The 26444-nt window shown below is 49.3% G+C and carries 24 protein-coding genes and 1 riboswitch; of the genes, 12 read left to right on the forward strand and 12 right to left on the reverse strand.

The genetic code is table 11. From position 1 onward, the window contains the following. Positions 1-160: 160 nt before the first annotated feature. The 4 genes from ACYVIC_RS15120 to ACYVIC_RS15135 form a co-directional block, all read right to left on the reverse strand. Positions 161-763, reverse strand: a complete 603-nt coding sequence (locus tag ACYVIC_RS15120) for a tyrosine-type recombinase/integrase (RefSeq protein WP_460861303.1) — start codon at positions 761-763, stop codon at positions 161-163. A gap of 110 nt (positions 764-873) precedes the next feature. Continuing rightward, the gene (locus ACYVIC_RS15125) at positions 874-1308 is read right to left on the reverse strand and encodes a hypothetical protein (protein WP_460861305.1); all 435 of its coding nucleotides are present in this window, start codon (positions 1306-1308) and stop codon (positions 874-876) included. A gap of 210 nt (positions 1309-1518) precedes the next feature. Continuing rightward, on the reverse strand, positions 1519-2058 hold the full coding sequence (locus ACYVIC_RS15130) for a hypothetical protein (RefSeq protein ID WP_460861306.1): 540 nt from the start codon (positions 2056-2058) through the stop codon (positions 1519-1521). A gap of 99 nt (positions 2059-2157) precedes the next feature. Beyond that, positions 2158-3072: a DUF3667 domain-containing protein gene (locus ACYVIC_RS15135; RefSeq protein WP_460861307.1), complete on the reverse strand. Its 915-nt coding sequence runs from the start codon at positions 3070-3072 to the stop codon at positions 2158-2160. 212 nt (positions 3073-3284) lie between these two features. On the opposite strand from ACYVIC_RS15135, the gene ACYVIC_RS15140 reads away from it, so the two are divergent. From ACYVIC_RS15140 to ACYVIC_RS15165, 6 genes are read left to right on the forward strand one after another with little or no spacing between them, the layout of a single operon-like run. After that, positions 3285-4553 (forward strand): efflux RND transporter periplasmic adaptor subunit, encoded by a 1269-nt coding sequence (locus tag ACYVIC_RS15140; RefSeq protein WP_460861309.1) that lies wholly within the window; start codon positions 3285-3287, stop codon positions 4551-4553. 25 nt (positions 4554-4578) lie between these two features. Next, complete coding sequence (locus tag ACYVIC_RS15145) at positions 4579-5277, forward strand: ABC transporter ATP-binding protein (RefSeq protein WP_460861310.1); 699 nt, start codon at positions 4579-4581, stop codon at positions 5275-5277. Between the two features lie 10 nt (positions 5278-5287). Further along, positions 5288-6586 (forward strand): ABC transporter permease, encoded by a 1299-nt coding sequence (locus tag ACYVIC_RS15150; protein ID WP_460861312.1) that lies wholly within the window; start codon positions 5288-5290, stop codon positions 6584-6586. A gap of 5 nt (positions 6587-6591) precedes the next feature. Next, positions 6592-7785 carry an FtsX-like permease family protein gene (locus tag ACYVIC_RS15155; RefSeq protein WP_460861314.1) on the forward strand — a complete coding sequence of 398 codons (1194 nt, stop codon included), beginning with the start codon at positions 6592-6594 and terminating at the stop codon, positions 7783-7785. A 3-nt stretch (positions 7786-7788) separates the two neighbouring features. Further along, positions 7789-9114, forward strand: coding sequence for a sigma-54-dependent transcriptional regulator (locus tag ACYVIC_RS15160; RefSeq protein ID WP_460861316.1), 1326 nt, complete (start codon positions 7789-7791; stop codon positions 9112-9114). Further along, entirely contained in the window at positions 9104-10435 is a 1332-nt protein-coding gene (locus ACYVIC_RS15165; protein WP_460861677.1) for a sensor histidine kinase, read from the forward strand. Before ACYVIC_RS15160 ends, ACYVIC_RS15165 begins: the two co-directional genes overlap by 11 nt. Before the next feature lie 4 nt (positions 10436-10439). Here the strand turns inward: ACYVIC_RS15165 and ACYVIC_RS15170 are convergent, their stop codons facing one another. Beyond that, entirely contained in the window at positions 10440-10766 is a 327-nt protein-coding gene (locus tag ACYVIC_RS15170; protein WP_460861318.1) for a DUF1840 domain-containing protein, read from the reverse strand. A gap of 87 nt (positions 10767-10853) precedes the next feature. Between ACYVIC_RS15170 and glpK the strand changes: the two genes are divergently transcribed. After that, positions 10854-12350: a glycerol kinase GlpK gene (gene glpK, locus ACYVIC_RS15175; RefSeq protein ID WP_460861320.1), complete on the forward strand. Its 1497-nt coding sequence runs from the start codon at positions 10854-10856 to the stop codon at positions 12348-12350. A 75-nt stretch (positions 12351-12425) separates the two neighbouring features. Continuing rightward, positions 12426-12518, forward strand: a riboswitch (cyclic di-GMP riboswitch). 120 nt (positions 12519-12638) lie between these two features. Next, complete coding sequence (locus ACYVIC_RS15180) at positions 12639-13010, forward strand: DUF3718 domain-containing protein (RefSeq protein WP_460861322.1); 372 nt, start codon at positions 12639-12641, stop codon at positions 13008-13010. Between the two features lie 53 nt (positions 13011-13063). Here the strand turns inward: ACYVIC_RS15180 and ACYVIC_RS15185 are convergent, their stop codons facing one another. Together ACYVIC_RS15185 and ACYVIC_RS15190 are read right to left on the reverse strand one after the other, a co-directional pair. Next, entirely contained in the window at positions 13064-14614 is a 1551-nt protein-coding gene (locus tag ACYVIC_RS15185; protein WP_460861323.1) for a cation:proton antiporter domain-containing protein, read from the reverse strand. A gap of 160 nt (positions 14615-14774) precedes the next feature. Then, positions 14775-15020, reverse strand: coding sequence for a DUF1289 domain-containing protein (locus tag ACYVIC_RS15190; protein WP_460861325.1), 246 nt, complete (start codon positions 15018-15020; stop codon positions 14775-14777). Positions 15021-15167: 147 nt separating this feature from the next. Here ACYVIC_RS15190 and ACYVIC_RS15195 point away from each other — a divergent pair, with 147 nt between their 5' ends. From ACYVIC_RS15195 to ACYVIC_RS15205, 3 genes are all read left to right on the forward strand, one after another. Next, complete coding sequence (locus ACYVIC_RS15195; RefSeq protein WP_460861326.1) at positions 15168-18341, forward strand: amidohydrolase family protein; 3174 nt, start codon at positions 15168-15170, stop codon at positions 18339-18341. Between the two features lie 149 nt (positions 18342-18490). Next, on the forward strand, positions 18491-19972 hold the full coding sequence (locus ACYVIC_RS15200; RefSeq protein WP_460861328.1) for a DUF1538 domain-containing protein: 1482 nt from the start codon (positions 18491-18493) through the stop codon (positions 19970-19972). Beyond that, on the forward strand, positions 19969-20325 hold the full coding sequence (locus ACYVIC_RS15205; protein WP_460861330.1) for a P-II family nitrogen regulator: 357 nt from the start codon (positions 19969-19971) through the stop codon (positions 20323-20325). Before ACYVIC_RS15200 ends, ACYVIC_RS15205 begins: the two co-directional genes overlap by 4 nt. Here the strand turns inward: ACYVIC_RS15205 and ACYVIC_RS15210 are convergent. From ACYVIC_RS15210 to ACYVIC_RS15230, 5 genes are all read right to left on the reverse strand, one after another. Then, entirely contained in the window at positions 20315-21766 is a 1452-nt protein-coding gene (locus ACYVIC_RS15210; protein ID WP_460861332.1) for an FG-GAP repeat domain-containing protein, read from the reverse strand. The genes ACYVIC_RS15205 and ACYVIC_RS15210 overlap by 11 nt on opposite strands. A gap of 76 nt (positions 21767-21842) precedes the next feature. Beyond that, positions 21843-22613: a substrate-binding periplasmic protein gene (locus ACYVIC_RS15215; RefSeq protein WP_460861334.1), complete on the reverse strand. Its 771-nt coding sequence runs from the start codon at positions 22611-22613 to the stop codon at positions 21843-21845. A 142-nt stretch (positions 22614-22755) separates the two neighbouring features. Further along, complete coding sequence (locus ACYVIC_RS15220) at positions 22756-23559, reverse strand: 2-oxoadipate dioxygenase/decarboxylase family protein (protein WP_460861336.1); 804 nt, start codon at positions 23557-23559, stop codon at positions 22756-22758. A 44-nt stretch (positions 23560-23603) separates the two neighbouring features. After that, complete coding sequence (gene astA, locus ACYVIC_RS15225) at positions 23604-24632, reverse strand: arginine N-succinyltransferase (protein ID WP_460861338.1); 1029 nt, start codon at positions 24630-24632, stop codon at positions 23604-23606. A 3-nt stretch (positions 24633-24635) separates the two neighbouring features. Next, positions 24636-25841 carry an aspartate aminotransferase family protein gene (locus ACYVIC_RS15230; protein WP_460861339.1) on the reverse strand — a complete coding sequence of 402 codons (1206 nt, stop codon included), beginning with the start codon at positions 25839-25841 and terminating at the stop codon, positions 24636-24638. 166 nt (positions 25842-26007) lie between these two features. On the opposite strand from ACYVIC_RS15230, the gene ACYVIC_RS15235 reads away from it, so the two are divergent. Then, on the forward strand, positions 26008-26436 hold the full coding sequence (locus ACYVIC_RS15235) for an Lrp/AsnC family transcriptional regulator (RefSeq protein WP_173500669.1): 429 nt from the start codon (positions 26008-26010) through the stop codon (positions 26434-26436). The last annotated feature ends 8 nt before the right edge of the window (positions 26437-26444 follow it).

Below are 26444 nucleotides of genomic sequence, written 5' to 3' on the forward strand. Positions count from 1 at the left end.
TAACGCAGCTCCGTTTCCAGGAGGTGGTCATGGTTTACAGCGGGTGTATCAGAGTTAGGATCAGTTATTTAGATCTTGATGGTCAGCTTGTATCTCTCTCCATACTTGAGGTTCAAAATCCGCACGCCTTCCAATCACTGCAATTGCAGCCCTGAATCGCTCAAACTTCAATTGACTCAGAAATCTCTAAAGCGTCGTCAACTTCAATACCTAGATAACGGACTGTACTTTCCAACTTCTTATGTCCAAGCAGAAGCTGAATTACTCTGAGGTTCTTTGTCTTCTTGTAGATAAGATATGGCTTGGTTCTTCTCATCGAGTGGGTACTGTAAAGAGAGTCGTCAAGCGCTAATTTGCTTATCCATCCATGAAATATACGATTATATTGCCTCGTCGAGATATGTTGAGATGAAAGTACTCGCGATTTGAAAAGGTAATCGCTGCTACGTAAATTGGCCTTTCTTATCCAATCCGCCACAGCTGCTCTAGTACCGCTCGTAATCTCAAATTGCACCGGCGTCCCGGTTTTTTGCTGTACTACATGTGCTCTGCTGAGAATCGAGCGCCCGCAAGTGACATCCGCTACTTTGAGTTTTACTAGGTCACAACCCCGAAGTTTACTATCAAGCGCTAAGTTAAAAAGTGCCAGATCTCGAGTCTTTCCTTCTAACTCCAGTCTTATTCGAATGCCCCAGATATGAGATATCTGAAGTGGTCTTTTCTGCCCAACTAAACGATCTTTGTTCCAAGGTGAATGTGTCATAACAGTTCTCCCGTATATAAGGAGAAATAATTATGGTTGGCATCGTGCAATAGAGGTCCAGAGTTAACCTCTCGCGCCATGCGACAGTATTACAACACCATTTACCCAAATTAACTATTTAATAGGGATAGGTCGCAGTTTACAGAGTAACTATTAGAGCTTTCTACTTCATTTCCTTTATTATCCACTTCTGTAAATTCAATCATATAAGCTTCGCCCTCGCTTATCTTCATTCGGAGGACATAATTTAATAACTTTAGTTTCAACCATTTACCAATAGCCACGTCGTTTGGTGATTTAGGCTTTCGCTTACTCGACCATTTGTATTCGCGTAGACAACTGTACATCGCACCTAAGTTGCCACGTTGCTCAAACTCATGTTTAACATGGTACTGTTCAAGAACAGTGTAATGACTGTCTGGCGTCAGTTCTTGAAATACATTTTCGATTATTGGATCTGGTCGAAACAAAGCTACTGCAATTCCAACCAACCAACTAACGCAAAAAAAATACAATATATAAATAGGCTTAAAGCGATTACTCAAGTTCCACCCACATCATTTCAGCCATAAATCTGACATCACGACGAACATCCGAAAATATCCTAATCTCTATTCGCTGGATGCTAACATTATTCGTTACAGATTGTCCGCTTTTGGCACTTAACGGACATTACACTTAAGTTTTTTTAAACCAAGTTCTGGAGTGGCAATTCTTTGCAACAGACAACAAAACCCGCAAGATTGAACCTATTTTCACACGCCATACAGTTCATGCTGTAACGCTTTAAACTGGTCTTTAAACGCCTGCTCTGATTTAGCCGGGAATGGGTAACCTGCCGGGCCGACGAATACGAAGTCGGTTCGTGCATTTAGCGTGGTGTCGTTTCGAATGCGGTTATAGGCTTCTATCCAGGCATCGTAATGTTCTATCAGCGCGATGGCATGCACCATTAGCTGTGCCGGGATTAAATGACCTTTGGCCAGCAGTAAATCGCGGATGGCTATATTGCCTTTTTGAATTACCTCGGCTTCCAAGTGCAGGTTTTTATTGTCCCAGCGTTCAAACGCGCGCTTGGTGCGCTCTAGCTGCATTTGCAGCGGGCCAAACAGCTCTGCTAGCGCCTGCTCTTTCCAGCTGCGGGTGGATTCAAACACTTTAAGCCCTTGGTTAAACTGGGCTTCTATCTGCGTTTCAATAGTTTTATTGCGGCGTAAAAACAGCACGCCCAGTAATGCCGTTACCACACTGCTGCCAAGAAAACTGCCGATAACGACATCTAGTAATTGCGCCATTTTCCGGCCGCCTGTTACTTGTTGATATTGGCATTAAAGATAGCAGGCCGCTGTCCGGTGCAGCGCAAACTTTAAGCTTTATCTTTTAGCGCTACCCACTTAAGCCCACAAAATACTTAAAATAATTAACCCCATCACCGCTGACATAAACAGCACATTATATAACGAGCTGGTTAGCCAGAATTTCAGCACGGTTTTACCCCAGCGTTGTTGGTAGTAACTTTTTTGGCATAACAGCAAATAAGTCGGGATCCAAATCAGGATAGCAGTAGCCAACCAATCAATAACTGTAAGCAGCCAGGGCAAGCTGATGCTGCCCGCCAGCGCTTGCAGGGCCAGATACAGCACAGAAAATTGCAAAATAAAGCTGTGGCTGTGCAATGCCACAATTAAATGCTCCATGTAGTAGCGGTTTGAGCGGATGTACAGCAGCTTTAGCAGCAAGGCAAACAGCGGCAGTAGTACAAACATCATTTGCGGTGCCAGGCTAAAAAACTTATTTATCGCCAGCTTAGGGTTGGCGACGATAGCCTCTACTTTCGCATCAAACTCTTGTTGCGTTTTATCGGAAAAAAAGCCAGTGCTATGGTCTTGTTGCAGGTCGCGATTGACGTCAGTTATTACGTCAGAAAAGATTGCTTTAGCCTGCCCTGCGTCTTGTGCCGGCTGCGCCGCTACTGCTTCAGTAGGGCTTGCAGTGCTCTGTGGATCGGGCATAAATTTAGCAAAGATCAGAAAAGCAATAATCGAGGTAAACAGGTACAGTCGCAGCGGCGGCACATAAGGCACGCGGTGGCCGTTGACATAACGACGACTTAAATAACCGGGCATAAACCATAGCGGAATAAGAGTGCGCCAGAGTCGGGTGTCCCAATTACTGAATTCACCAAAAAACTCCGTTACTACCCCGCCAACATTGCGGATATAGCTCTTCTTTTCCTGGCCACAGTGATGGCAAAAATCGCCTTGTAAGGTGCTATAGCAGTTATCACACTGCCCTGCTGATACATCCATCTTGTTTGGTACGCTGTTAATTCTCCTAAGCTGATTCTACGTTAAGCAATTGTTTTGGCAATAGTTGTCCGCAACGACGTTGCGGACAGTTTAACTGTACGCGGACACGGCGAAACGGTGAAGAAAAACAATTTTATACATTTAAATCAGTAATTTAATAGTTGGCACTAAACCTGCTAAAAGCTGGTATAAGCAATAGAGCAGGACAACAAATGATTCAAGGTACAGAGCAACAAGACAATATTATTCAGCGGCCGGCCAAAAGCGCACTGCGCCGCTATCTGCCTGCTGTCGCCTTCGCCGCCATCGGTCTGGCTTTGGCATTAGTGTTGTTTCAATCTGTGGGGCAAAGCGCCAGCTTAGTATTACCACGTAATCAAATGCAGTTTGCCACAGTAGAGCGCGGCGACTTGGTACGCGATATCGCGGTGCAAGGCCGAATTGTCGCCGCCAACGCCCCTACCCTGTACAGCCAGGAAACCGGCCAGGTGCAGTTATTTAAGCAACCGGGCGAAGCCGTTACGCTGGGCGATTTACTCGCCACCATTACCAGCCCGGCGTTGCAAAACGATTTACAGCAACAGCAAGCGGTGCTGGCCGGTATGCAAAGTGAAGCCGAGCGGTCTGTGTTGGCGGCACGCGAGCAGCAACTGGATATCGAACAAGTGATGAACAATGCTCAGGTGAATTTGCTGGCGGCACGACGTGAGCTGCAACGGGCTAATCAATCGATTGAAATGGGCGTGATACGTGCGCTGGATTTTGATATTGCCAAAGACAATTTAACCAAAGCCGAGCTGGAATTTGACCATGCCAAACGCAAAGTTGAGCTGGCTAAAGACAAACTGGCGTTTGAGCACAGCTCACGCGCGCAGGACATTCACCGCCAGCAGCTGGTGGTAGATGAGCTACAGCGTAAAGTGGCCGCGCTCAATATCACCGCGCCGGTTACCGGCCAGCTGGGTAACTGGCTTACCGAGCAACAAAGCCATGTATTGCCGGGCCAGGCGTTGCTAACGGTAATTGATTTAAGCCAATACGAAGCAGAGCTGGCGGTACCGGAAAGTTATGCCCGCGATTTAGCCGCCGGCCAACAAGTTGAAGTAAGCATAGGCAACCAGCAACTTAGCGGCGCAATCAGCACCATAGCGGCTGAAGTGCGCAATAACCAGGTTACAGCCCGGGTGCGCTTTAGCGAGGCCGACAGTACACAGCTGCGGCAAAGTCAGCGTTTAACCGCGCGAGTAGTCCTGGAGCACAAAAGCAATGTGCTGAAAATTGCCCGCGGTGACTTTGTCAGCTCTGGCGGTGGCCGCCAGGCCTATCAGGTACAGGATAATCAGGCATTGCGTAAAAATATCGAACTGGGTGCGCTGTCGGTGCAGTGGGTAGAAATACTTAGCGGCGCGACGGAGGGCGAGCAATGGGTAATCTCTAACCTGAGTGACTTTAAAGATCAGCAACGGGTAAATCTGAATTAAACAGGCTAACAGCAAGGAATAAATAATGATAACGCTAACCAATTTGAGCAAAATTTTTCGCACCGAACTGATAGAAACGCACGCCCTGCGTGAGGTTAACCTGCAAGTGAATGAAGGCGAATTCGCCGCTTTAACCGGCCCATCAGGCTCGGGTAAATCTACCCTACTGAATATTCTTGGCACGCTGGAAAGCTTTGACAGCGGCGACTACCTGCTGGATGGCCAATCGGTGAAGGGGTTGTCGGATGCGGCGCTGTCCAAACTGCGCAATGAAAAAATAGGCTTTATTTTTCAAAGCTTTAACCTGATAAAAGATTTCAGCATTTATGACAATATCGAGCTGCCACTGCGCTATCGCGGTTTAAACGCCAGCGCGCGCAAACAACGCATCGAGCAAGCGCTGGAACTGGTAGGCCTGCATGCACGGCGCGACTATCTGCCAGGGCAGCTATCCGGCGGCCAGCAGCAACGGGTAGCCATTGCCCGCGCCATTGCCGGACAGCCGCGTATTTTGCTGGCTGATGAACCTACCGGTAACCTCGACTCGTTAATGGCACGCCAGGTGATGGAGCTGCTAGAGCAAATAAACCAGCAAGGCTGCACCATTTTAATGGTAACGCACGACCCGGATCAGGCCCGCCGCGCCGGACGCAATATTCAGATCATCGACGGTCAGCTGCACGACAGCACCCTGTATGAACCATTGGCCGCACACAGCGCTTAAGGGGCACAATATGGAACAGTTTGTTTATTATCTGAAAGTCAGCTTTAAGGGTATTAAGCGCGCCCCGCTGCCTTATGCGTTAACCATTTTTATATTAAGCGTGGGGCTGGGGGTGTTTTTTGCCAATGCCACCTTTTACTATCAGCTAAACAGCGACCCACTGCCGCACAAAAGCGACAAGTTGTTTTTTCCGATGGCATTAATGGCACCCTATGAGTGTAACGATTGTAAGCCACCGAGTGTGCTTAGCTATAGCAATGTGGAAAAACTCAGCCAAACCGACATCCCAAGCAAAGCCTCAGCCATGTACAGCGCGGATGGCTATTTGCGTCAAACCGCTGAGCAAGCGCCGTTACCGGTGAGTATCCGTATTACTCAGCGTGATTTTTTCAGCATGTTTGACGTGCCGGTATTGCACGGCAGTATCTGGCCGGATAACAGTGCGCGCGCTGAGGTGATCTTAACCAAAGCCAGCGCTGAAAAGCTGTTCGGTCGCACTGATGTGGTCGGTGAAACATTATTACTCGATGAACGCGATGTTACGGTAAGTGCCGTACTGGACAGCTGGCAAATGCTGCCCCGACTGTACGACGCCAATCATCGTAATCATTTAAGTGACGCTGACGATATTTACCTGCCACTGGAAACCGGTTACGACATGAATTATTTGTCGAACAGCCAGTCACAAACCTTTGATGATACCGACTATCGCCAGTTAAGTACGCAAGGCCGCAGCGGCGCATTGCATCAACTACAGTATTGGGTGCAATTAGATACACCGGCCCAACAACAAGCTTATCGTCAGTTTATGCACAATCTGGTGCAAGATGAAAAAGCCGCCGGCCGCCATCCGTCAGTGCCGAATAATCAGTTAGTTGCTATGCGTGATATTGTGCACTACTTTGGCGGTGAAAGTAGCGATATCAAAGCCTTTGCATTGGTTACACTACTGTTTTTGCTGGTGTGTTTATTTAATGCCAGTCATCTGTCGTTAAACCGTTATTTAAGTAACCAGTACGAATTTAGCCTGCGCCGTGCACTGGGCGCCAGCCGGGCGCAACTGCAACTGCAGATGTTGGCTGATGTAATGCTTATGGCATTGTTCACTATTGTGGGCGCGCTACTAACCGGCTATGCCGGCATCAAACTGATGAATCAGCTGCTACCCAGTAACCGGTTGTTTTCCAGTTGGGATCTGCCACTGCTGCTCAGTTTATTGGCTATTGCCTTTGTCTGTAGTTATCTGGTTACGCTGTACCCATCGCTTCGTGCATCGTTTGGTTCGTTAAATCAGCAGCTTAAGGAATAATGGCTATGTCATTTTATTTACTCTGTAAAGTATTGTTCAGCCGTAAAGTGGTCACCAGTTTATTATTATTGCAATTGGCGATGACATTGGCCCTGCTGTTAAACAGTGTGTTACTGGCGCAGCAAACCCAACAACAGCTTAACCAACCTACCGGGCTGGATTTAGACAATATATTGCTGGTACAGCTAAAACCCACGACAGCACCGCTGCGGGTATATCCGGCGCTGGAAGAGTTGCTAAACCGGCAACTCAGTGCGGTACAAGCCATCCCCGGTGTTATCGCCGCGGCTTATTCAAACCAGTCTGCCATTATGCAGGGCGGCAATAACGGCAATGTCTATGTGGTAGAGCAACAAGAACGTACCAATGTGTCTACCGTGCCGATGTATTTTGTCTCGCCGGACTTTTTTAACGTACTGGACAGTCAGGTGCTGCAGGGTGAACTACCGCTTCACTCGGTATCGCTGGACGCTCCGGGCGCCCCGGACGTGATAATAACCCAAAGTTTGGCAGACAAACTGTTTGCTGGTTCGCCAGCGGTGGGCCAACAGCTTAACCGCGGCCGGGTGGCAGCGGTTATCAGCGATTTTTACGGTCAGCGCAGTGGCGACCATATTATGTATAACAGCGTACAGGTCGCCCCACCCTATGGTGTTGATTGGGGCTACAGCATTTTACTGCGCACTACACCAGCGCAAACCGACGCCGTAAGGCAACAGCTGGCCACTGTGTTACAGAACGTTGAGTCAAATATCGAAATCTTCCATATTCGCTCGCTGGCCGAGCAGCATCAGCGCCTGTACCGAAACGAATATGGCCTGGCGATGTTGCTGACCATATTAAGTGCGCTGATGTTATTGGTGACTATGGTATCAAGTTATAGCAGCACTCACTTTCATGCGCTGAAACGCCAACAGGAGATTGGTATTAAACGCGCACTGGGTGCCAGTAAAAGCTTAATTTTAGTCGAGTTACTCAGTGAGAACTGGCTGTGTACGGCCTTAGGCGCCATGCTGGGGGTGGTGCTGGCCTTGTGGCTTAATCAGGCGCTGGCACAGGTCATTTCTATACCGTCATTAAATTGGTATCTGCCTATGATAACGATAGCGGTACTGCTACTTTGTGTCACAGTAGCCACATGGTATCCTGCTGCCATTGCTACCCGGGTGTCACCGGCCACTGCCACTAAAGCCTTATAAACTATGCTAAAATTATTGGTAATTGATGACAATCAGCCAATCTGTCAGGCCCTGCAAACGCTGTTTGCATTGCAGGGTTATCAGGTGTTGTGCGCCAACTCGCCTGAGCAGGCCTGGCAGCTGCTAAGCCAGCACAATATTGATTTGATATTGCAGGATATGAATTTCAGTGCCGGCCAAATGCAGGGCGCTCAGGGCCAAAGCCTGTTTTATCAGCTACGCCAGCGTTATCCAGCTATTCCAATAGTACTAATGACCGCCTGGACGCAATTGGAAATGGTAGTTGAGCTGGTTAAAGCCGGCGCGACCGACTATATCGCCAAGCCGTGGGACGACCAACGCTTGCTGCTTACTGTCGCCAATGCCCTCAAACTTAAACAGCTAACCGAACAGCAGCAACGCACTGAGCAAGCCCGTAGTGCCGCCTTTGCCGGTAAAGAGTTATGCGGTTTGGTGTTCGCCAGCAGCCAAATGCAGCAATTGCTGCAGATGGCTCTGCAATTGGCGCCTTCGCAGGCAGCCGTGTTGATCACCGGCCCCAATGGCGCGGGCAAAGAAGGCATTGCCAATGTGTTGCATGCCAACTCTCCACGCAAAGATAAGCCGTTTATTAAAGTAAATATGGGTGCCCTACCGGCAGATTTAATGGAGGCCGAGCTGTTTGGCGCTGAGGCAGGTGCGTACAGTGGTGCAAACAAAACCCGCATTGGCCGCTTTGAAGCAGCCGATGGTGGCAGTGTGTTTTTGGATGAAATTGGCAATTTGTCGCTGGCCGGCCAGGCCAAGCTGTTGCGCGTGCTGCAAACCGGCGAATTTGAACGTTTAGGTTCCAGTGTTACCCGCAAAACAGATGTCAGATTAATCAGCGCCACCAACAGTGATTTAGCCTCAGCCATCAACCGTGGCGAATTTCGCCAGGATTTATATTACCGTATCAATGTCGTGCAACTGGACCTGCCGGCTCTGGCCAAACGACCTGACGATATCCTGCCGTTGGCACAGTATTTTCTGGCCGGTAAAAAAGCCTTAAGCCATACCGCCGAACAGCTGCTGCTCAGCCACAACTGGCCCGGCAATGTGCGCGAGCTACAAAATGTCTGTCAACGGGCCTTGCTGTTAAGTCAGGGCGACGAAATACATAGCAGCGATCTGGGGTTAACCGAAACTGGCAGCACCAATAAGCGGGCGCTGGATGATATAGATTGCGAGCACTTGCGCCAGGCATTATTGCAGGCCGGTGGCATAGTGTCCCGGGCAGCAAAACAGCTGGGGATCAGCCGGCAGGCGCTGTACCGGCGCATGGAGTATTACGGCATTGATGCCCCTTAAGCAGCTATGTTCTGCATTGAAACGGCGCTGGCAACGGCCCGACAGCCAAAGCAGACTTAACCTGTTGTGCCTGCTGCTAACCCTGGTGGCACTGGCGGCACAGTTTAGTCTGGTTGGCGCTAATAGCGTTGTCAGCGCGGCCATCTGCAGTGCCGGTATCTTATTGGCGCTATTACAGCATTTATGCCTGCGGCCGTTATTACAAGAAATTACCGCACTTAATCTGCATGCGCAAAACCTGCAGGATGGCAGTTTTAATACTGGCGCGAATCAATTAAAAATCAATGCGCTGGCGCCGTTGGCACAAAGTTTAAACACCATGTCGGCGCAATTGCGCAGTGAGCGGGCCACGTTGTATCAGCGTGAGTTGCTACTTGATACGGTGCTGCAAAGCAGCCCCACGGCGTTGTTGCTAACCGACGAGCAAGATACCGTATTGATGACAAACCCGGCCGCGCGGCAACTGCTTAACGCCGGCAAAGCCTTAAACGGCAGCAAGCTGGCTGACAGCACCACAGCCCTGCCCACTCTGGCACAGGCCATAGCCAGCCGACAGCAAGGCTTATTGCATTTGCCGGACCACAGCATCTGGCATTTGGCGCAAAGCCAATTTCAGCTAAACCAAAAGCAGCATCATTTATATCTGTTAAAACCTATGACGCGCGAAATTCAACGCGAAGAGCTCAGCGCCTGGAAAAAATTACTGCGCGTGATTGGCCATGAATTAAACAATACGTTGGCACCGCTATCATCATTAGCTTATTCCGGTGAGCAACGCGCTTTGCAGCTACAACAAACTGAACTGGCACAGTTATTTAGCAGCGTAAGTGAGCGCAGCATGGCATTGAACCAGTTTGTACAAGCTTATATTCAATTTGCTAAATTGCCGCAACCGCACCTTAGCCCGGTTAACTGGCCGCGGCTGATAAATCAGTTGCACGATTTATATGAATTCGAACTCGTCGGTGACCTGCCACAACTGCCATGGCAAGCTGACAGCGCGCAGCTACAGCAGTTACTTTTGAACTTGCTGAAAAATGCCCATGAATCCGGCTCTGCCCCTGAGCTTATCACGCTACAGTTTGATGAAAGCCCACAGCAGCTATTTATTACGTTGCAAGATGGTGGCGGCGGCATGAGCGAAGAGCAACTGCAACATGCGCTGGTACCATTTTATACCAGCAAAAGGGGTGGTTCCGGTATCGGGCTTACGTTATGCCGCGATATTATTGAAGCACATGGCGGCAGTATCAGCCTACGTAATCAAGGGCCTGGCTTAGAAGTCAGGTTAATCTTGCCTCGGCACTCGGCTAATACCTAGCCCTTTATTCCCATTGCACCGGACAGTGTTTCTTCTGCGCTTTTTGCAGCATTTCGAGCAGCGGCACAGCGCGCACCGTTAAACTAACATGCTCTTTGCCGCCAGCGTGCTGATTAGCATTAGCTGCCTCGGCTTGCTCGGCTTTTTCCCGCTCTGAATCGGCAATAGCCGCTAAGCCTTGTTGCAGTTGCATCAGTGCAGGACCAACGTCGTCTGCATAAAGTGCGGAGGGCACTTTGTCATCACGTCCCATCAACTGTAATAGTTTTAACGCGGCATCTTTAAAGTAAATTAAATCGCCGCTGGCTTTGGATCTAAAAGTAACAATCATAAGGACTCCATTCACAGGTGATAGGCAGCGTTGCAGTTTGCTGCTAGGCTGAACAATAACTTAAGCATAACGTTAAAAGCTTACGCCATGTCAAAATATATTCTGGCCATCGATCAGGGCACCACATCCAGCCGCGCGATTATTTATAACGCTGCAATGCAACCTCTGGCCAGCGCACAGCAAGAGGTGCCTCTTACATATCCAGAGCCCGGTTGGGTCGAGCAGGATCCCAAGCAACTTTGGCACAGTGTACTGGACTGTATTCGGCAGGCGCTGCACCGCGCGTCGCTAAGTGCTGCCGATATTGCCGGTATTGGTATTACCAATCAACGCGAAACCAGTTTGTTGTGGCACCGACACACAGGCAACGTGTTGTACCCGGCGATTGTCTGGCAGGACAGACGCACAGCAGCCCACTGCCAGCAGCTAAAAGATGCCGGTGTTGAGGCGTTGTTGCAGCAAAAAACCGGTTTGTTGGTCGACCCCTATTTCTCGGCGACAAAACTTTGCTGGCTATTAGATAATGTGTCCGGAGCCAGGCAGCAAGCTGAGCGCGGCGAGCTGTGCTTTGGTACCGTTGATAGCTATTTACTCTGGCAATTAACTGCGGGCAAAGTCCATGCAACCGATGCCAGCAATGCCAGTCGTACCTTACTGTTTAACATCCATAACCAATGCTGGGATGACGAGCTGCTAACACTGTTTAATGTCCCGGCTGCAGTTTTGCCAACAGTAGAAAATAACACTGCCCATTTTGGTATGAGCTCACCTGAGCTGCTAGGGGCGACAATCCCCATTCTTGGCATGATCGGCGATCAGCAAAGTGCACTGCTAGGCCAGGCTTGTACTGCAGCAGGTATGAGCAAAAGCACCTTTGGTACCGGTTGCTTTACTATGGTAAATACCGGCGATACGGTATTACACAGCCAGCATAAACTGCTGAGTACCGTAGCATGGCGCTTAAACGGCCAAAGCACCTATGCACTGGAGGGCAGTATTTTTATGGCCGGTGCCACAGTGCAATGGCTGCGTGACCAATTGGGCATTATTGCTACTGCAGCCCAGAGCGAAGCACTGGCGCAGCACGTTGATTATCAACAAACTGAGTTGCTAATACCTGCTTTTACCGGCTTAGGTGCACCCTACTGGCAACCTGAAGTAAAGGCGGCTTTATTTGGCATGACCCGAGACAGTGGCCGCGCGCACATAGCTGCCGCTGCGCTACGCAGTGTCGCCTATCAAAGCCGGGATTTACTGCAAGCTGTGCAGCAAGATGGTATTAACGTACAAAAACTGCGGGTAGATGGTGGCATGACAAGCAACCGCTGGTTCTTGCAGGCACTGGCCGATATCACCCAGCAACAGGTAGAGCGCTGCCAAACTACCGACGCCACCGCTATGGGCGCAGCATTTCTGGTGGCGTTGCAGCTGGGTATTTATCGCAGTGTGCATGACATGCATGCCGTTTGGCGTAGCGACTGGCAACTTAGCCCCTTGCTAAGCAGCGACGAAGCCGACAAGCTGTACCAACGCTGGCGACATGTGGTGACAGCACTACTCAGCGTCAATCTTTCTCTGGACTAAGCCGTTAATTTAAAAATATTTTTGTTCCAAGGCAAATTAAGCTTGCATAAAAAACCAGCGTTAATTAGAATGCGCACGCTCGAAAGGCAAGTCTCCCGAAAGGGTGTACACGCAAAGCTTCAGGTCTAAGGGTTGCCGTAAGGCATCTACGATAGCTGGGCTGCCGTCGCTAAGTGCGATGTTTATTCTGCTCTGCCAGAGTTAAACGACATGCCTTATGTCCTTTCGTGTTCTGCAACTGCTGTTGCATTAATGATTGTAAATTAACTCACATTTTGGAGCTCGAATATGAAAGCCAAATTAATCACTTTAGCTACTGTTATTGCCGCAACTTCATTTATCAGCGCTCCTGCTGCTGCCAACGAGCAGTTAGCACAATCTATTTGTTCTTATGTAGCTGCTGACAGCAAAAACAACCTGCGTAAAACCTTGTCTGACAACCGCTTACGTCTGCGTAACGTATACGATGGTATTGTATGTGACGGTTTACCACTGGTTCGCCACGCTATAAAACACAACGCTGCAGATGCTGCAGGCTTTATCATCAGCCAGTTACCAGGCAGCCAGGTTGCCGCTTCAGGTGATGTAGAATGGGCTAACAGCAACGGCTTCGGTTCATCACCCATTATTGCTGCTATTCAAGAGCGTAGCGCAAGCTAATAAACGACATTCCAGAATAAAGGCGCCTAGTGGCGCCTTTATTGTTTTTGTATTCACGCCTTTAATGTAAAACAGTGCTGCTTAACATGCTCGGCAATACCGACACCGGCTTCAGCCATGGTTAAATAGGTTTGGTCGGCACCGGCGGCAATAATGTCACGAGCCTCATCATCATGCATACTATGCGATACGATAAAACCGCCAAAACCAGCACTTCGCAGTTTTTTTGCTGCAATCATTTTGGCTTCTACATCATTCATACTTAAGATCACTGCTTCAACTTTGCCAAAATCCAGGCCTTGCCAAAACACCTGATCTTCAGCGTCGGCATAAAAAATATTAATGCCCTTTTGCTGATGTTCGGCTACTTTAGCCGGATCGGAGTCCATGGCAATAATTTTCCGGCTGGTTTGCAGGTAATTGTATGCCGACGTGCCGGTACGCCCCATACCCATAATTAATACGTCCGCATCCCCCAGCGACACAGGCTGCTCGTCAGGGTGATGAATATTGCGCTCAAATTTCAGCAATCTGTGGCAGAGCTTTTCATACAGCGGGTGCGCCATGCGATTAAGAGGGGCAGAGATAACAAAAGATATCGCTACCGTTAACGCCAGCGGAATTAGCCATTCCGGTAAGACTACGCTTGCGACAATCAAACCAAACTCACTGTAATTTGTCAGGCTGATGCTGGTTAAAAATGCGCTGCGTGCCCGCAGTTTAAACAAGATCAATAACAGGAAGAATAATATTGCTTTTACCGGCAGCAATAACGACATCACACCGGCAAATAGCCAGGCGTTGGCATCAGGCAAGCCATCTATACCAATTTGCAAAAAGAAGCCAACCAGGAAAAACTCTTTAATACTCCACAACGATTTAGACAGCTCGCCGGCCCTGGCATGCTTAGCTAACAAGGCACCAAACACCAGTGCACCTAACTCTGAACTTAGCCCCACCAGCTCAAACCCCTTGCCGCCTATGACCAGGGCCAGCATTAAACCGAATAAAATCAGTAAGTCTTCATGGCCACTGGCATCAAGCAATTTGTATAACACCGGCCGCAACAACGGCAAACCGAACACCAACAGAGCCCAGGGTGATGGTGTAGTGCCATTGGCCAGACTCATTACCAGTAGAGCCAATAAATCCTGCACAATCAGAATACCTATGGCAACCCGGCCATGAAAGGCACGGATCTCGCGTTTGCCTTCGAGTACTTTAGCCGCCAACACTGTGCTGGAAAACGCCAGCGCCACGGCCAGCATCAAAGCCTGATACCAACTAACGTCAAAAATAAACAGTACCGCAGGTAAGGTAAGAATAATCGACAAGGCAAAATGCAAAGTACTACCGCCCAGTACTTCTGGCTTGGCCAGACTACGTACATTTAACTTCAGGCCAACAGTAAACAACAGCAGTAATACCCCCAAATGGGCAACATGATGAATTATCGATGGTCCTTCCGCCGGTAAGTTAAGGTCTGCAGCAGTTGCAGAGATAACAAAACCAGCCAGCAAATAGCCCACTAATGGCGGCAAGCCGATAGCACGCACCAATAGCCCTAATGAAAACGCAAAACCAATCCAAACTGCTTCAAGCATCCACAAATCCCAATGTTAGTATTTAATTGTTAGTTATGAGTTTATTCAGTATTTTGCGTACTGTTATTAATGTGGATCATCAATATCCTGTACTTTAGCTTCTTTGTGCAGGCTAAACAAACTGCCGTTATTGAGGTACAACCACTCGTCTAAAATGTCTTTAGGTTGCACGCGCTGCCAGCTTGGCTGCCAACCACTCGGCCTGGGTTATCGGGCTGGTGTCACCGGCGTTTACACCATTTAGCTCAGCCTGCTGTTTACGCTTAGCAACCTTTTGTAATATAGCGGTATTTTGCTCATCTGTACGCCGACTCCAGTCAACTATTTCAGTTATATGACGATAACAACCGACACACAGCTTATCGGCATTTAACCGGCAACACGCCACACAAGGTGATTCAACCACTCTTTTCTCCTGTTTTATCGGCTTTTGCCTGAGTTCTGGCGCAAGATGATAGCGAAAAACTTAACTCAGGCGCCAGTTTATGTCACTCTGCTGCTTGAGCATACCAACGACAATAAAAATAGCCAAACCAAACCACAGGATCTGTATATGAAAACTCCTACCCCAACTCTGCTGGCGCTGGCGCTCAGCAGTTTTTTTCTGCAGGCTGAAACTGACAAAGACCTCGCCTGGGACGTCAATGCACCACAAGGCCAATTTGAGACGGTAAATATTAATGTAACACAAGGCAGTTGGATGAATGTCGCCATAAGCCCGGACGGCAAAACCCTTGCCTTTGATTTACTCGGTGATATTTATACCATGCCGGTAAGTGGCGGCGAAGCGAAGCGTTTAACGCCGGATATCGGCTGGCAAATGCAGCCCGCGTTTAGCCCGGACGGTAAATACATTGCCTATACCAGTGATGAAGGTGGCGGCGACAATATTTGGATCATGAACAGCGACGGCAGCGAGCAACGCGCCATAACCAAAGAAACCTTCCGCTTATTAAACAGCCCGGCCTGGAGCCCGGATGGCGAGTTTATTGTGGCGCGTAAGCACTTTACTGCCAGCCGCTCCTTAGGTGCCGGTGAAATTTGGCAGTACCATAAAACTGGTGGCAGCGGCATTATGCTGACTGAGCGCACCAATGATCAGAAAGACTTAGGCGAGCCGGCGTTTTCTCCCGACGGCAAACATATCTATTTCTCTCAGGATGACACTCCAGGCAAAACCTTTCACTACAGCAAAGACTCAGAAAGCGGCATTTATAAGATAAAACGCTTCGAGCGCGAAACCGGAAAATGGGAGGTTGTGCTGGATGGTGCCGGTGGTGCTATTCGCCCTACGCCGTCACCGGATGGTAAATACCTTGCTTATATCCGCCGCGTCGATTTTCAAAGTACGCTGTTTTTATATGACTTAACCAGCGGTGAGCATATTAAATTGTATGACGGTTTAGACCGCGATATGCAGGAAACCTGGGCTATTCACGGTGTTTACCCCACGCTGGCCTGGACACCGGATAACAAAAGCCTGCTGTTTTGGGCCCGCGGAGAAATTAAGCAACTCAGCGTAGCCGATAAAAAAGTCGCGACAATACCGTTTAGCGTCACCACCGATAAGCAAATTCAAACGGCACTGCGGGTACAGCAAGATCTGGATAAAGACCAGCTCGATACTAAAATGCTACGCTTTGTGCAGGTATCACCTGATGGCAAGCAAGCAGTATTTACCGCACTGGGGCATTTATATATTACCGATGTCACTCACCCTAAACCTCGCCGCTTAACCAAACAAAGCACAGATTTTGAATATTACCCGCAATTCTCCCGCGACGGCAAAGAGCTGGTGTACGTTAGCTGGAACGACAACAGCCAGGGCGCAGTGAACATTTTAAACTTACGCAATGGCCGCATCAGCAAATTAACCAGCGAGCCGGGTAAATATGTTGAGCCGGTATTCAGCCCGGATGGCAAAACGGTGGTGTACCGCAAAGCCGGTGCCGGCAGCTTGTTACCCCGGCAATGGTCGTTAAATACCGGTTTGTACAAAATCAGCAGCAAAGGCGGCACACCAGAGCTTATCAGCCGCAACGGCCGCGCACCGATGTTTGCTGCCGGCAATGAAGCGGTATACGCCATGGACTATGGCAAAACACCAAGCCTTATTCGTATAGATTTAACTAAACACACCCAGCAAACGCTGTACACCGCCAAATTTGGTACCGAATTTAAGCTGTCGCCGGATGGCAAATATCTGGCCTTTGCCGATCGCTTTAAAGTCTTTGTTACGCCCTTTACCGAGCGTGGCAGTGCCATTGATATCAGCGGTACCGATAAGCAACTGCCCGTAAAACAGCTGTCAGTGCGCGCCGGCGAATATATCAGCTGGAGTGGTGACAGCCGCCATCTGTACTGGAGCTTAGGCCCGGAGCTGTATCACGCCGGTATTGATGGCCTGTTCGACTTTAGCGCTAAAACCGACTTTGCCGCCAAAAACGGCGTAAACCTCGGCTTTAGCACCCCCGCTGACATACCGCGTGGCAGTGTGGCCTTTGTTGGCGGCCAGGTAATTACCATGAATGGCGATGAAGTGATCCAGGATGGTGTGGTACTGGTTGAAAACAACAAAATTAAAGCGGTAGGTAAACGCGGCGACGTTGCTATACCTACCAGCGCAAAAGTGTTTGATATCAGCGGCAAAACCATTATGCCGGGCCTGTTTGATGCCCACGCCCATGGCAGCCAGGGCACTAACCAGTTAATACCACAGCAAAACTGGCAAAACTATGCGTTGCTGGCCTTTGGTGTTACCGCCATTCACGACCCGTCAAATGATACCCGTGAAGTATTTGCCGCCAGCGAAATGCAACAGGCCGGCCGCATTGCCGCGCCGCGTATTTTCTCTACCGGCACCATTTTATACGGTGCCGAAGGGGCCGGTTATACCTCACATATCGACAGCCTGGACGATGCTAAATTCCACCTCGAACGCTTACAAAAAGCCGGCGCCTTTAGCGTAAAAAGCTACAACCAGCCACGGCGAAACCAGCGTCAGCAGGTAATACAGGCCGCGCGTGAGCTGGGTATGATGGTAGTACCCGAGGGCGGATCGTTAATGCAGCACAACCTGACAATGATAGTTGATGGCCACACCACCATTGAACATGCGCTGCCGGCCGCCAAAGTGTATGACGATATTAAGCAGCTGTGGCAGGCCAGTGGTACGGCTTACACGCCGACCTTAAACGTAGCCTATGGCGGCATTTGGGGCGAAAACTACTGGTACGACAAAACCGAAGTATGGCAACACCCGAAACTGCGGACCTATGTACCCATGGATATGTTAGCGCCGCGCAGTATGCGCCGGCCTACCGCACCAGAGCACCACTATAACCACTTTAGCGTGGTAAAAACCGCTAAAGAACTGAGCGACTTAGGTGTAGTGGCCAATATCGGCGCCCATGGCCAGCGTGAGGGTTTAGGTATTCATTGGGAGATTTGGATGTTTGCCCAAGGCGGCATGAGCCCGCTGGAGGCACTAAAAACCGCCACCATTAACCCGGCGAAAACCTTTGCTATGGACCATCAACTCGGCTCGCTTGAAGCCGGTAAACTGGCTGATTTAATTGTCATCGACGGCAACCCGCTGCAGGATATCAGGCTTAGCGACCGGGTAACCCATACCATGGTAAATGGCCGTTTATTTGATGCTAACAGCTTGAACGAGATTGGCCTGCGTGAGCGTAAGCGCGCGCCCTTTGAGTTTGAACCGCGATAAAGCCTTTGCTGCGGGGCAGCTAAGCCTGCCCCGTGGCTACAACCACGCCCGCGTTATTTTTCCGATTATTGCGTTACATCAAAGACTTTGCAGCTTTTTTGTCTATACTAAACCGCAATTTAACACCGATTTAAGCCAATGGAGTAACAGTGCCGTTATTGCAGCAATTTCTGCATCAGTTTATCCATGCCCTGAAAAACCTGCTGCCAATAGTGGCCGTAGTGTTGTTTTTTCAACTGGCTATTTTCCAAACCCTGCCACCTGAGCCACTCAGTATTGTTGTTGGCCTGCTGATTGTTGCCATTGGTATAGCACTGTTTTTGCTTGGGTTGGAGCTGAGTATCTTTCCGGTGGGTAAAAATCTGGCTAACCAGTTTGCCCGTAAAGGCTCCCTGCCCTTACTGCTGCTATTTGGCTTTGCTATTGGCTTTGCCGCTGTTATTGCCGAACCGGCATTAATTGCTGTGGCGCAACAAGCGCAGCTAATCAGTGAAGGCCGGGTAGATGGTTTAACACTACGCTTAATTGTGGCCTGCTCGGTAGGCGCCGTGATGGCGCTTGGCATACTGCGCATTATTTTAGGCTGGCCTATCCATTGGCTGATGATTGGCGGCTACATCATAGTGCTGACAGTCACTTTTTTTGCGCCGGCTGAGATTGTCGGCCTGGCCTATGACTCCGGCGGCGTGACGACCAATATTGTTACCGTGCCGCTGATTGCTGCACTGGGGCTGGGGCTGGCCAGTTCGATTAAAGGCCGCAACCCGCTGATGGATGGTTTTGGTTTGGTTGCGCTGGCGGTAATGGTACCGATGATCAGCGTACAGTTGTATGGCATTTGGGTATATAACGTCAGTGACGCTGCCGCTGTTGTCAGCGACGCCAGCTCTGCCGCCCCCATGTTCTGGTTGCTCAAAGCTGTTATCGATTTAACCACTATGGTTAAAGATATTCTGCCGATGATTTTGGTGGTACTGGTATTTCAATACCTGATCTTGCGCCGGCCGTTAGCTAACCCGGTAAAAGTGGTATTGGGTTTTAGTATGGTGCTGCTGGGGCTTTATGCGTTTGTACTGGGGTTAAAGCTGGGCCTGTTTCCGGTTGGCAGCCTGATGGCAGAGCAACTGATTGCCAAAAACTACAATGCACTTATTTTACTGTTCGCCTTTTTAATTGGTTTTGCCACTACCATGGCAGAGCCAGCACTGATTGCTATTGGCGAACAAGCCGAGCAAGCCTCGCCGGGTAAACTTAAAGGCTCGGTGATCCGGCTGATTGTAGCGCTGGGGGTGGCCATCGGCATTACCGTAGGTGTGTACCGCATTATCAGCGGCGACTCTATCCACTATTACATTATGGCCGGCTATGCCGTAGTAGTACTGCTGACGGCTTTTGCGCCGCGCTATATCACCGCGCTGGCATTCGACCTGGGCGGTGTTACAACCTCTGAAGTAACAGTGCCGCTGGTTACTGCCTTGGGTATTGGCCTGGCCACGTCAATTGAAGGGCGCAATGTATTGATCGACGGCTTTGGCCTGATCGCCTTTGCTTCTATTTTTCCTATTATCACTGTTATGTTGTACGCCATCGCGGTAGAGTTTATTAATCCTCGCAGGAGTGTCACTGAATGAAATTTTCCATTGTTGTTGCTATTGCTCCGGAAGAACTGGAACAACAAGCTATCGAAGCAGCACAACACGCCGGCGCCGCAGGTATTACCTTATTTAATGGCCGCGGCATTGGCGCTAAAGCAAAAAAAACCTTCTTTGGTATGACTTTTGAGGGCAGTCAATCCGTGCTGTTGATGGTAGTAGCAAAAAGTCTGGCTGAACCTGTTTTAGCAGCTATGCATACCCTGCTGGTTAAAGATGGCGACTCACGTGGTTTAGCCTTTAGCCTGCCAATAGAGCACATTACAGGTATAGACTTAAGCCAGCTTGAGCAATTTGAACAACGCTTAATGCACAGTAATACTAGCGACTAATGAGAACATGCAGCTGATTGCGCAAGCTTTCAGCTTCCTGGCTATCAAACGGCAACACCAGGTCATCTTTGCCGTTGCCGGTTAAATCCATCACTTTTACCTTACGCGCATCGCGCGGTAAATCCAGTTTCAGCCTTTCACTGCGCCGGCTGAATAAACGTTTGTCATCATGCTGATATACTTTAAGCTGGTTTTGCCCTTCGCCTATTAATAACGCTTTAAAGCCATCGCCGTTAATATCCGCCAGTTGAAACAGTGGCATATCATAGCGTAGGTTTCCTATGCTAACGTCAATAGTGGCTTGCTGGCGAAAATCGGCTTTTGCCGGATACTGGCGTTGCCCGTTTAATAAATAGAAGTCAATGTCCAGATTAGCACTACCGCGCAGCAACACGCGGATTATGGTCCCTACCCCAAAATGCGTGCTGGGGATATAAAAGTCTTTACGGCCATCGTTGTTAAAGTCGTCTATTACTACATCTATCGGCGAGGTATCAGTGGTAATTAAGGTATCCGGCTCAGCATTAAAACTCAGGCCCTGATCACCAATACGGCCAAAATGGACACGAAAGCTGTTATTGCGCTCCAGCGCATCGGCCAACTGCTCACGGTTTATCACCAGATCCGCAACCCCATCGCCATCAAGGTCTGTAAGCTCGCGCAAGGTATCAATATTCTGCCCGCTGTAGCTGCGCCCGGCATCGTTGCGTTGGTCGGATTCCTGCTCACTGGACAACAGCACCGGCCACGGCATTATTGCAGGCTCAGTGCTGAAGCTACCATCAGACTGCTGTAAAAATGCCTGAAACTTACCTTGCCAAATGAACAACAAGTCTGGCCTGCCATCCATATTTACATCAACAATAGAGTGTTTGCGCGGGGTATAATCGGGACTGTTGCGCCAGCTTTGTACCAGCGCCGGGATTTGCAGCGCATAGTGCATGAAGCTGCCGTCAGTTTGCTGGCGGTATAAATGCGTGTGTTGAAAATCGGCAATTAAAAAGTCACTTAAACCAGAGCCCAACTCAACGACAAAATTAGCACTGCGCAAACGATTTTGGTCCAGTACCCGGTAGAGTGAATCAGCAGCTACTATGCGCTGCGCGTAACTGCCATCTTCACTTAACCGGCTAACGCCGCCCAAGCCAAGAAACACCAGCTGGCTACCTGGCTCGCCCGCCAATGTCGCCGAACTGAAAAACTGGGCATCATCCGGTAATGGCAACATCCGGCTGCTGTAATCGGTTAAATCAACCGCACTTAGCCAGCGGGCAAACTGGCTATAACCTGATACCACAAGCTGTTTACGCTCGGTTAGCTGCAACATATCGCCATTGGGTGGATGTGGCAGGATAATTTTTTTCAGCTCAGCATCGGCGGCCTCTGCTAAAAAACTGATGTTTAACAGCAGCAATAAGATAAAACAAGCAACATACTTCACGGCCAAAGACATCCTTGATAAATTCGCTGAACAAAATGAACGTATAAACAGCGCTTTTGGTTCAACATGTTGCAGGTTAAAGCCTTTGGCGGATCTGGTCTACTTCGCCACTTTGTAGCATCTGTTGCCAGTGTTGCTGCAATTCTTTGTATAGTTCATTAGATATTGCCTTACGGCTTACCGCAAAATAAACCGGGTTCTCATGCACAACAAACAACTTTATGTAGCGCGGTGCCAGGCCGCTATTTAGCAACATCTCATCAGCAATGGCTTCGTCTTCTAACGTAGCCACCACCCTGTCGGACGCCAACATCGCCAGTTTTTGTTGATTTCCTGAGGCATAAAATAAGCGTTTTTGCAGCGTAGTTTTTCGTTGAAGCAGTAGTTGCTGCCATGTCGGCCCGTAATAAGCACCGTCGGTAACAGAAATCAGCCCGGGCCAGCTCAACAGTTGAAACAAATCACTGACGCTGTCTTGCAGTTCACGCCGGCCCACTACAACCATACGCTCAATATGGTGCGGCCCGACAAAATAACTGAACTCAGCCCGCTCCGCCGTTTCTGACATGCCGACCATAACACTCAGTGAGCCATCTTCCAGCATTTTAACTGCTCTACCTGCAGGTAATGCCTGCATTTTTAACTGGCATCCTGCTTTGTCGAGCAGGGCGCTAAGCAAGGCGTAAGATTGTCTGGAGATGCGGGTATTGTTGTGCAATCCGGCTGCCGTGCTTTGCTGCTCTGATTCCAGCCTTACACTGAGCACACAGGCGCTTTGCTGCGCTAATGCAGTTAGGCTGCACAACAACAGCAGTAACAGGCAGCTGGCACTGGCGGACCCTATCATCTGTCGCTCCTGTTAGCAATTCACCTCACTATAGCGCTGTCGTAGCAATGCAGCAAGTTACATTGCCACGCTATAAAAAAGGCCAGCGAGCGGCTGGCCTGATCAGGTGTTATCGCGTTAACAACGCGGTTCGCGCGCCCTGTTAACGGGCATTGGTGCTTTCAAAAATTTTATCAGCTGACGCAGCAACAAAACCGGTGTAAAGCATGCCATTCGTCATCGGGTAACGACGGGCAAATTCATAAAAACAACTTGGAATAGTCGCCACAGTATCGCTGAACTGTACCGGGTGTAAATCAGCCAGAGTAGAAGATTGCTCCAAATACACCTGTGGCGTGCCTTTAATCTCACCACCTGAGGTGTTAAGTAAAAAGCCGGCATCTTTCAGCGCGTTGTTTACCTGCTCTAGCGTCGCAAAGCTTTGTAAATCATTCACACTTACTGTGAAGTGGTTAGCGCGGTAACCCCAGGCAGATACCCAGGCGGCGTATTCGCTTTCAGCAAGTAGTTGCTCATAGGTCGCCTGGCTTACCTGCCAGTGTGTACCGCTGTACAGGAAGTTATCTGCCGTAACAGCATCAGCCGGAATTTGTTCAACCAGCGCGGTGATGGTGTCGCGCAAATAAGCCGAGCATTTATCCAATAACAGCTCAGAGATAAATACCTTGGGTAAGCTGCGATCCGGGTGTTCATAGTGCTTGGCGTACAGCTTTTTCGCCTCAAAATGGTATTCACCGCATTCTTCATAGCCCAGCGCTTTAAAATGCGCCGCTAATTTTTCCAGGCCTACCTTTTCCAGGTTAAAGGTACGCAGCGCGATATGATCGTTTATCACATCATCCTGCTGCGAACTGCCGAGTAACTGGTGTACTTGTTTGGCAGAAGGAGTCACGGCTACATAGTCTTGCCACAGGTTGGCAAACAACACTTTTACATCAGTATGCATTTTTAATCCGCCTTAACATTTACCGGTTAATACTTGTTTGGCCCTCAAGCCTTATCCAACACTATAAATCTTGCCATATCGCCATCGTGCAGGCGCAGTGTATCGGCAAATTCTGCACTTAGCAGCAGTTGCTGCTGATCTGCATCAAACTTTGCGTTCTTACCAAAGCTGGCGCGAAAGCCTTGCAGTTGGGTATTAGCCACTGCCAACGTTTGCTCACCTTGCACATCGGCAATTTTAACTTTGACTTTCTGACTGGCCGCCACCGATTTAATCTGGTTTAAGCGCGCTTCAACCGTCGGGCCGGCGTCAAATAAGTCGATATAACCACGATGGGCAAAACCTTCGCCTTCCAGCATCTTCAGTGCTGGCTTGGTGTTTTGATGCACCTGACCAATGACATCCTGCGCGGCCTGTGGCAGCAAACCTACGTAGATAGGGTGACGCGGCATCAGCTCAGCAATAAAGGCTTTTTTACCCACACCAATCAGGTGATCGGCGGTCGGAAAATCAATGGTTAAAAACAGTTGCTGTAACCAGTGCCAAAAAGGTGGCTGGCCATTACTGTCTGCCGCACCACGCATCTCGGCAATAACCCTGTCGCTAAAGCGCTGTGGATGCTCAGCCATAAACAAAAAACGCACCTTGGATAAAAACCGGCCGGCATGATTGCGCCGGTAGCTTTCACGCAAAAACAACGTACAAATTTCTGAAGCACCAGTGTAGTCGTTACACAGCGTCAGGGTTTTTAGCTGGTTAAATACATTTAGCTCAGCACTGTGATGAATAACGGTATTCTGCTGAAAGTGGTACAACGGTGTGCTTAAACCCACAGCCGCTTCAATGCCGGTTGTACCGACAATTTCACCGCTTTGGGTATCTTCCAGCACAAACAAATAACCCTGATCGCCCGGGCCATCAACCTTAGCGGCAAAGCTGTGCTCAGCATGGTCAATTTTTTGCTTTAAACGCACATCATTTACCGGCAAAGAGGTAAAACCCGCACCGGATTCAATAGCAATGTGCTTTAGTGCAGCAAAATCCGCTGCCGTTATCGGCCGGATCACTAACATAGCTTAGCCCTTCACTACTTGAGCTACAGCACGCTCAAAGCGCGCCAAGCCTTCAATGACATCGGCATCAGGAATAACCAGTGACGGTGCAAAGCGCACGACGCTGGTACCGGCAACCAGTGCCATTAAGCCCTGATCTGCCGCCGCTAACATAAAGTCACGCGCTTTACCGGCGTAATCGCTGTTTAATACCGCACCAATTAATAAACCGGCACCGCGCACTTCGCTAAACACATGATATTTTTCGTTAATGGCGTTCAGTCCATCTTTAAACAGCTGCGCTTTAGCTTTAACACCATTTAACACAGCCGGTGTATTTACCGTATTAACTGCGGCTAACGCAACCGCACAAGCCAGCGGGTTACCGCCATAAGTCGAGCCGTGGGTGCCTACTACCAAATGTTTGGCAATCTCAGTGGTGGTTAACATAGCGCCAATTGGGAAGCCGCCGCCCAGTGCTTTGGCTGTGGTTAGAATATCCGGCGTGACACCATAACCCATATAAGCATACAGCTCGCCGGTGCGGCCAACGCCGGTTTGCACTTCATCGAAAATCAGCAACGCATTGTGCGCATCGCACAGCTCACGTACGCCTTTAATAAAGTCAGCAGTGGCCGGCATAACACCGCCCTCGCCCTGCACCGGCTCAACCATTACCGCACAGGTGTTTGCGTTAATCAGTGCTTTTACGCTGTCCAGGTTATTAAACTCACCGTGAACTATCGCTTCCGGCTTAGGGCCGAAACCGTCTGAATAGGCCGGCTGACCACCAACGGTGACAGTAAAGAAAGTACGGCCATGGAAGCCTTGTTTAAAGGCGACAATCTGGTTTTTCTGCTCACCGTATTTATCTTTGGCAAAGCGGCGGGCCAACTTCAGTGCTGCTTCGTTGGCTTCAGCACCGGAGTTAGCAAAGTAAACTTTTTCAGCAAAGGTAGTATCGACCAGCGCTTTGGCTAACAGCAACGCCGGCTCGTTGGTCATCACGTTAGATAAATGCCAAAGTTTATCAGCCTGATCTTTTAAAGCAGTGACTAACGCAGGATGGCAATGGCCTAAGCAATTAACCGCAATACCGCCGGCAAAATCGATAAACTCCGCGCCATTTTGATCCCAAACGCGCGAGCCTTCGCCTTTTAGCGGAATAATCTTTGACGGCGCATAGTTTGGCACCATAACATCATCGAATAAGCTTCTTGAAACCTGCATATACTACCTCTCTGTTGCTGTAGGGCTGGCCTGCCTTTATAAATTTACGAAGTGGCGGGTCCGGGTAAATTTAACCTTATTATATTGCTGTCACTCGCCAAATTGCAGTATCATTATCAGCAATTTTAAAGATTAACTTAGCAATTTAACGACACGGATTAGCAAAATGATAAGCAAGGAAGATGAAAAGTTGTTAGCAGTACTAAAACACCATGCCCGCGCTAGTATTTCAGACTTAGCACGCATGCTGGATTTATCGCGCTCAACGGTGCAAACCCGCATCGCCAAACTCGAGCAAAGCGGTGTAATTAAAGGTTATTCAGTAGATTACGGTGAAGATTATCTGGCCTCACTGGTATCGGCCCATGTCAGTATTAAAGTACGGCAAAAACTCACCGCCAAAACCAACGTTGAGCTAAAGCAAATTGCCCAGGTGTCTGCACTCTATGCCATCAGCGGTGAGTACGATCTTATCGCCATAGTGCAAGCACAAAGCACCGAACAACTCAGCCATATCCTGGATGATATCGGCAATTTAGACGGCGTAGAGCGCACTAACTCCTCGGTCATTCTGGAAACCAAGTTTAAGCGCTGAATCTGAGG

Source organism: Rheinheimera gaetbuli (assembly GCF_054781935.1).

Coding starts and splice junctions, on each gene's coding strand:
- ACYVIC_RS15120 (WP_460861303.1), bottom strand. CDS start 763: ATGACACATTCACCTTGGAACAAAGATCGTTTAGTTGGGCAGAAAAGA.
- ACYVIC_RS15130 (WP_460861306.1), bottom strand. CDS start 2,058: ATGGCGCAATTACTAGATGTCGTTATCGGCAGTTTTCTTGGCAGCAGT.
- ACYVIC_RS15135 (WP_460861307.1), bottom strand. CDS start 3,072: ATGGATGTATCAGCAGGGCAGTGTGATAACTGCTATAGCACCTTACAA.
- ACYVIC_RS15140 (WP_460861309.1), top strand. CDS start 3,285: ATGATTCAAGGTACAGAGCAACAAGACAATATTATTCAGCGGCCGGCC.
- ACYVIC_RS15145 (WP_460861310.1), top strand. CDS start 4,579: ATGATAACGCTAACCAATTTGAGCAAAATTTTTCGCACCGAACTGATA.
- ACYVIC_RS15150 (WP_460861312.1), top strand. CDS start 5,288: ATGGAACAGTTTGTTTATTATCTGAAAGTCAGCTTTAAGGGTATTAAG.
- ACYVIC_RS15155 (WP_460861314.1), top strand. CDS start 6,592: ATGTCATTTTATTTACTCTGTAAAGTATTGTTCAGCCGTAAAGTGGTC.
- ACYVIC_RS15160 (WP_460861316.1), top strand. CDS start 7,789: ATGCTAAAATTATTGGTAATTGATGACAATCAGCCAATCTGTCAGGCC.
- ACYVIC_RS15165 (WP_460861677.1), top strand. CDS start 9,104: ATGCCCCTTAAGCAGCTATGTTCTGCATTGAAACGGCGCTGGCAACGG.
- ACYVIC_RS15170 (WP_460861318.1), bottom strand. CDS start 10,766: ATGATTGTTACTTTTAGATCCAAAGCCAGCGGCGATTTAATTTACTTT.
- glpK (WP_460861320.1), top strand. CDS start 10,854: ATGTCAAAATATATTCTGGCCATCGATCAGGGCACCACATCCAGCCGC.
- ACYVIC_RS15180 (WP_460861322.1), top strand. CDS start 12,639: ATGAAAGCCAAATTAATCACTTTAGCTACTGTTATTGCCGCAACTTCA.
- ACYVIC_RS15185 (WP_460861323.1), bottom strand. CDS start 14,614: ATGCTTGAAGCAGTTTGGATTGGTTTTGCGTTTTCATTAGGGCTATTG.
- ACYVIC_RS15195 (WP_460861326.1), top strand. CDS start 15,168: ATGAAAACTCCTACCCCAACTCTGCTGGCGCTGGCGCTCAGCAGTTTT.
- ACYVIC_RS15205 (WP_460861330.1), top strand. CDS start 19,969: ATGAAATTTTCCATTGTTGTTGCTATTGCTCCGGAAGAACTGGAACAA.
- ACYVIC_RS15215 (WP_460861334.1), bottom strand. CDS start 22,613: ATGATAGGGTCCGCCAGTGCCAGCTGCCTGTTACTGCTGTTGTTGTGC.
- ACYVIC_RS15220 (WP_460861336.1), bottom strand. CDS start 23,559: ATGCATACTGATGTAAAAGTGTTGTTTGCCAACCTGTGGCAAGACTAT.
- astA (WP_460861338.1), bottom strand. CDS start 24,632: ATGTTAGTGATCCGGCCGATAACGGCAGCGGATTTTGCTGCACTAAAG.
- ACYVIC_RS15230 (WP_460861339.1), bottom strand. CDS start 25,841: ATGCAGGTTTCAAGAAGCTTATTCGATGATGTTATGGTGCCAAACTAT.
- ACYVIC_RS15235 (WP_173500669.1), top strand. CDS start 26,008: ATGATAAGCAAGGAAGATGAAAAGTTGTTAGCAGTACTAAAACACCAT.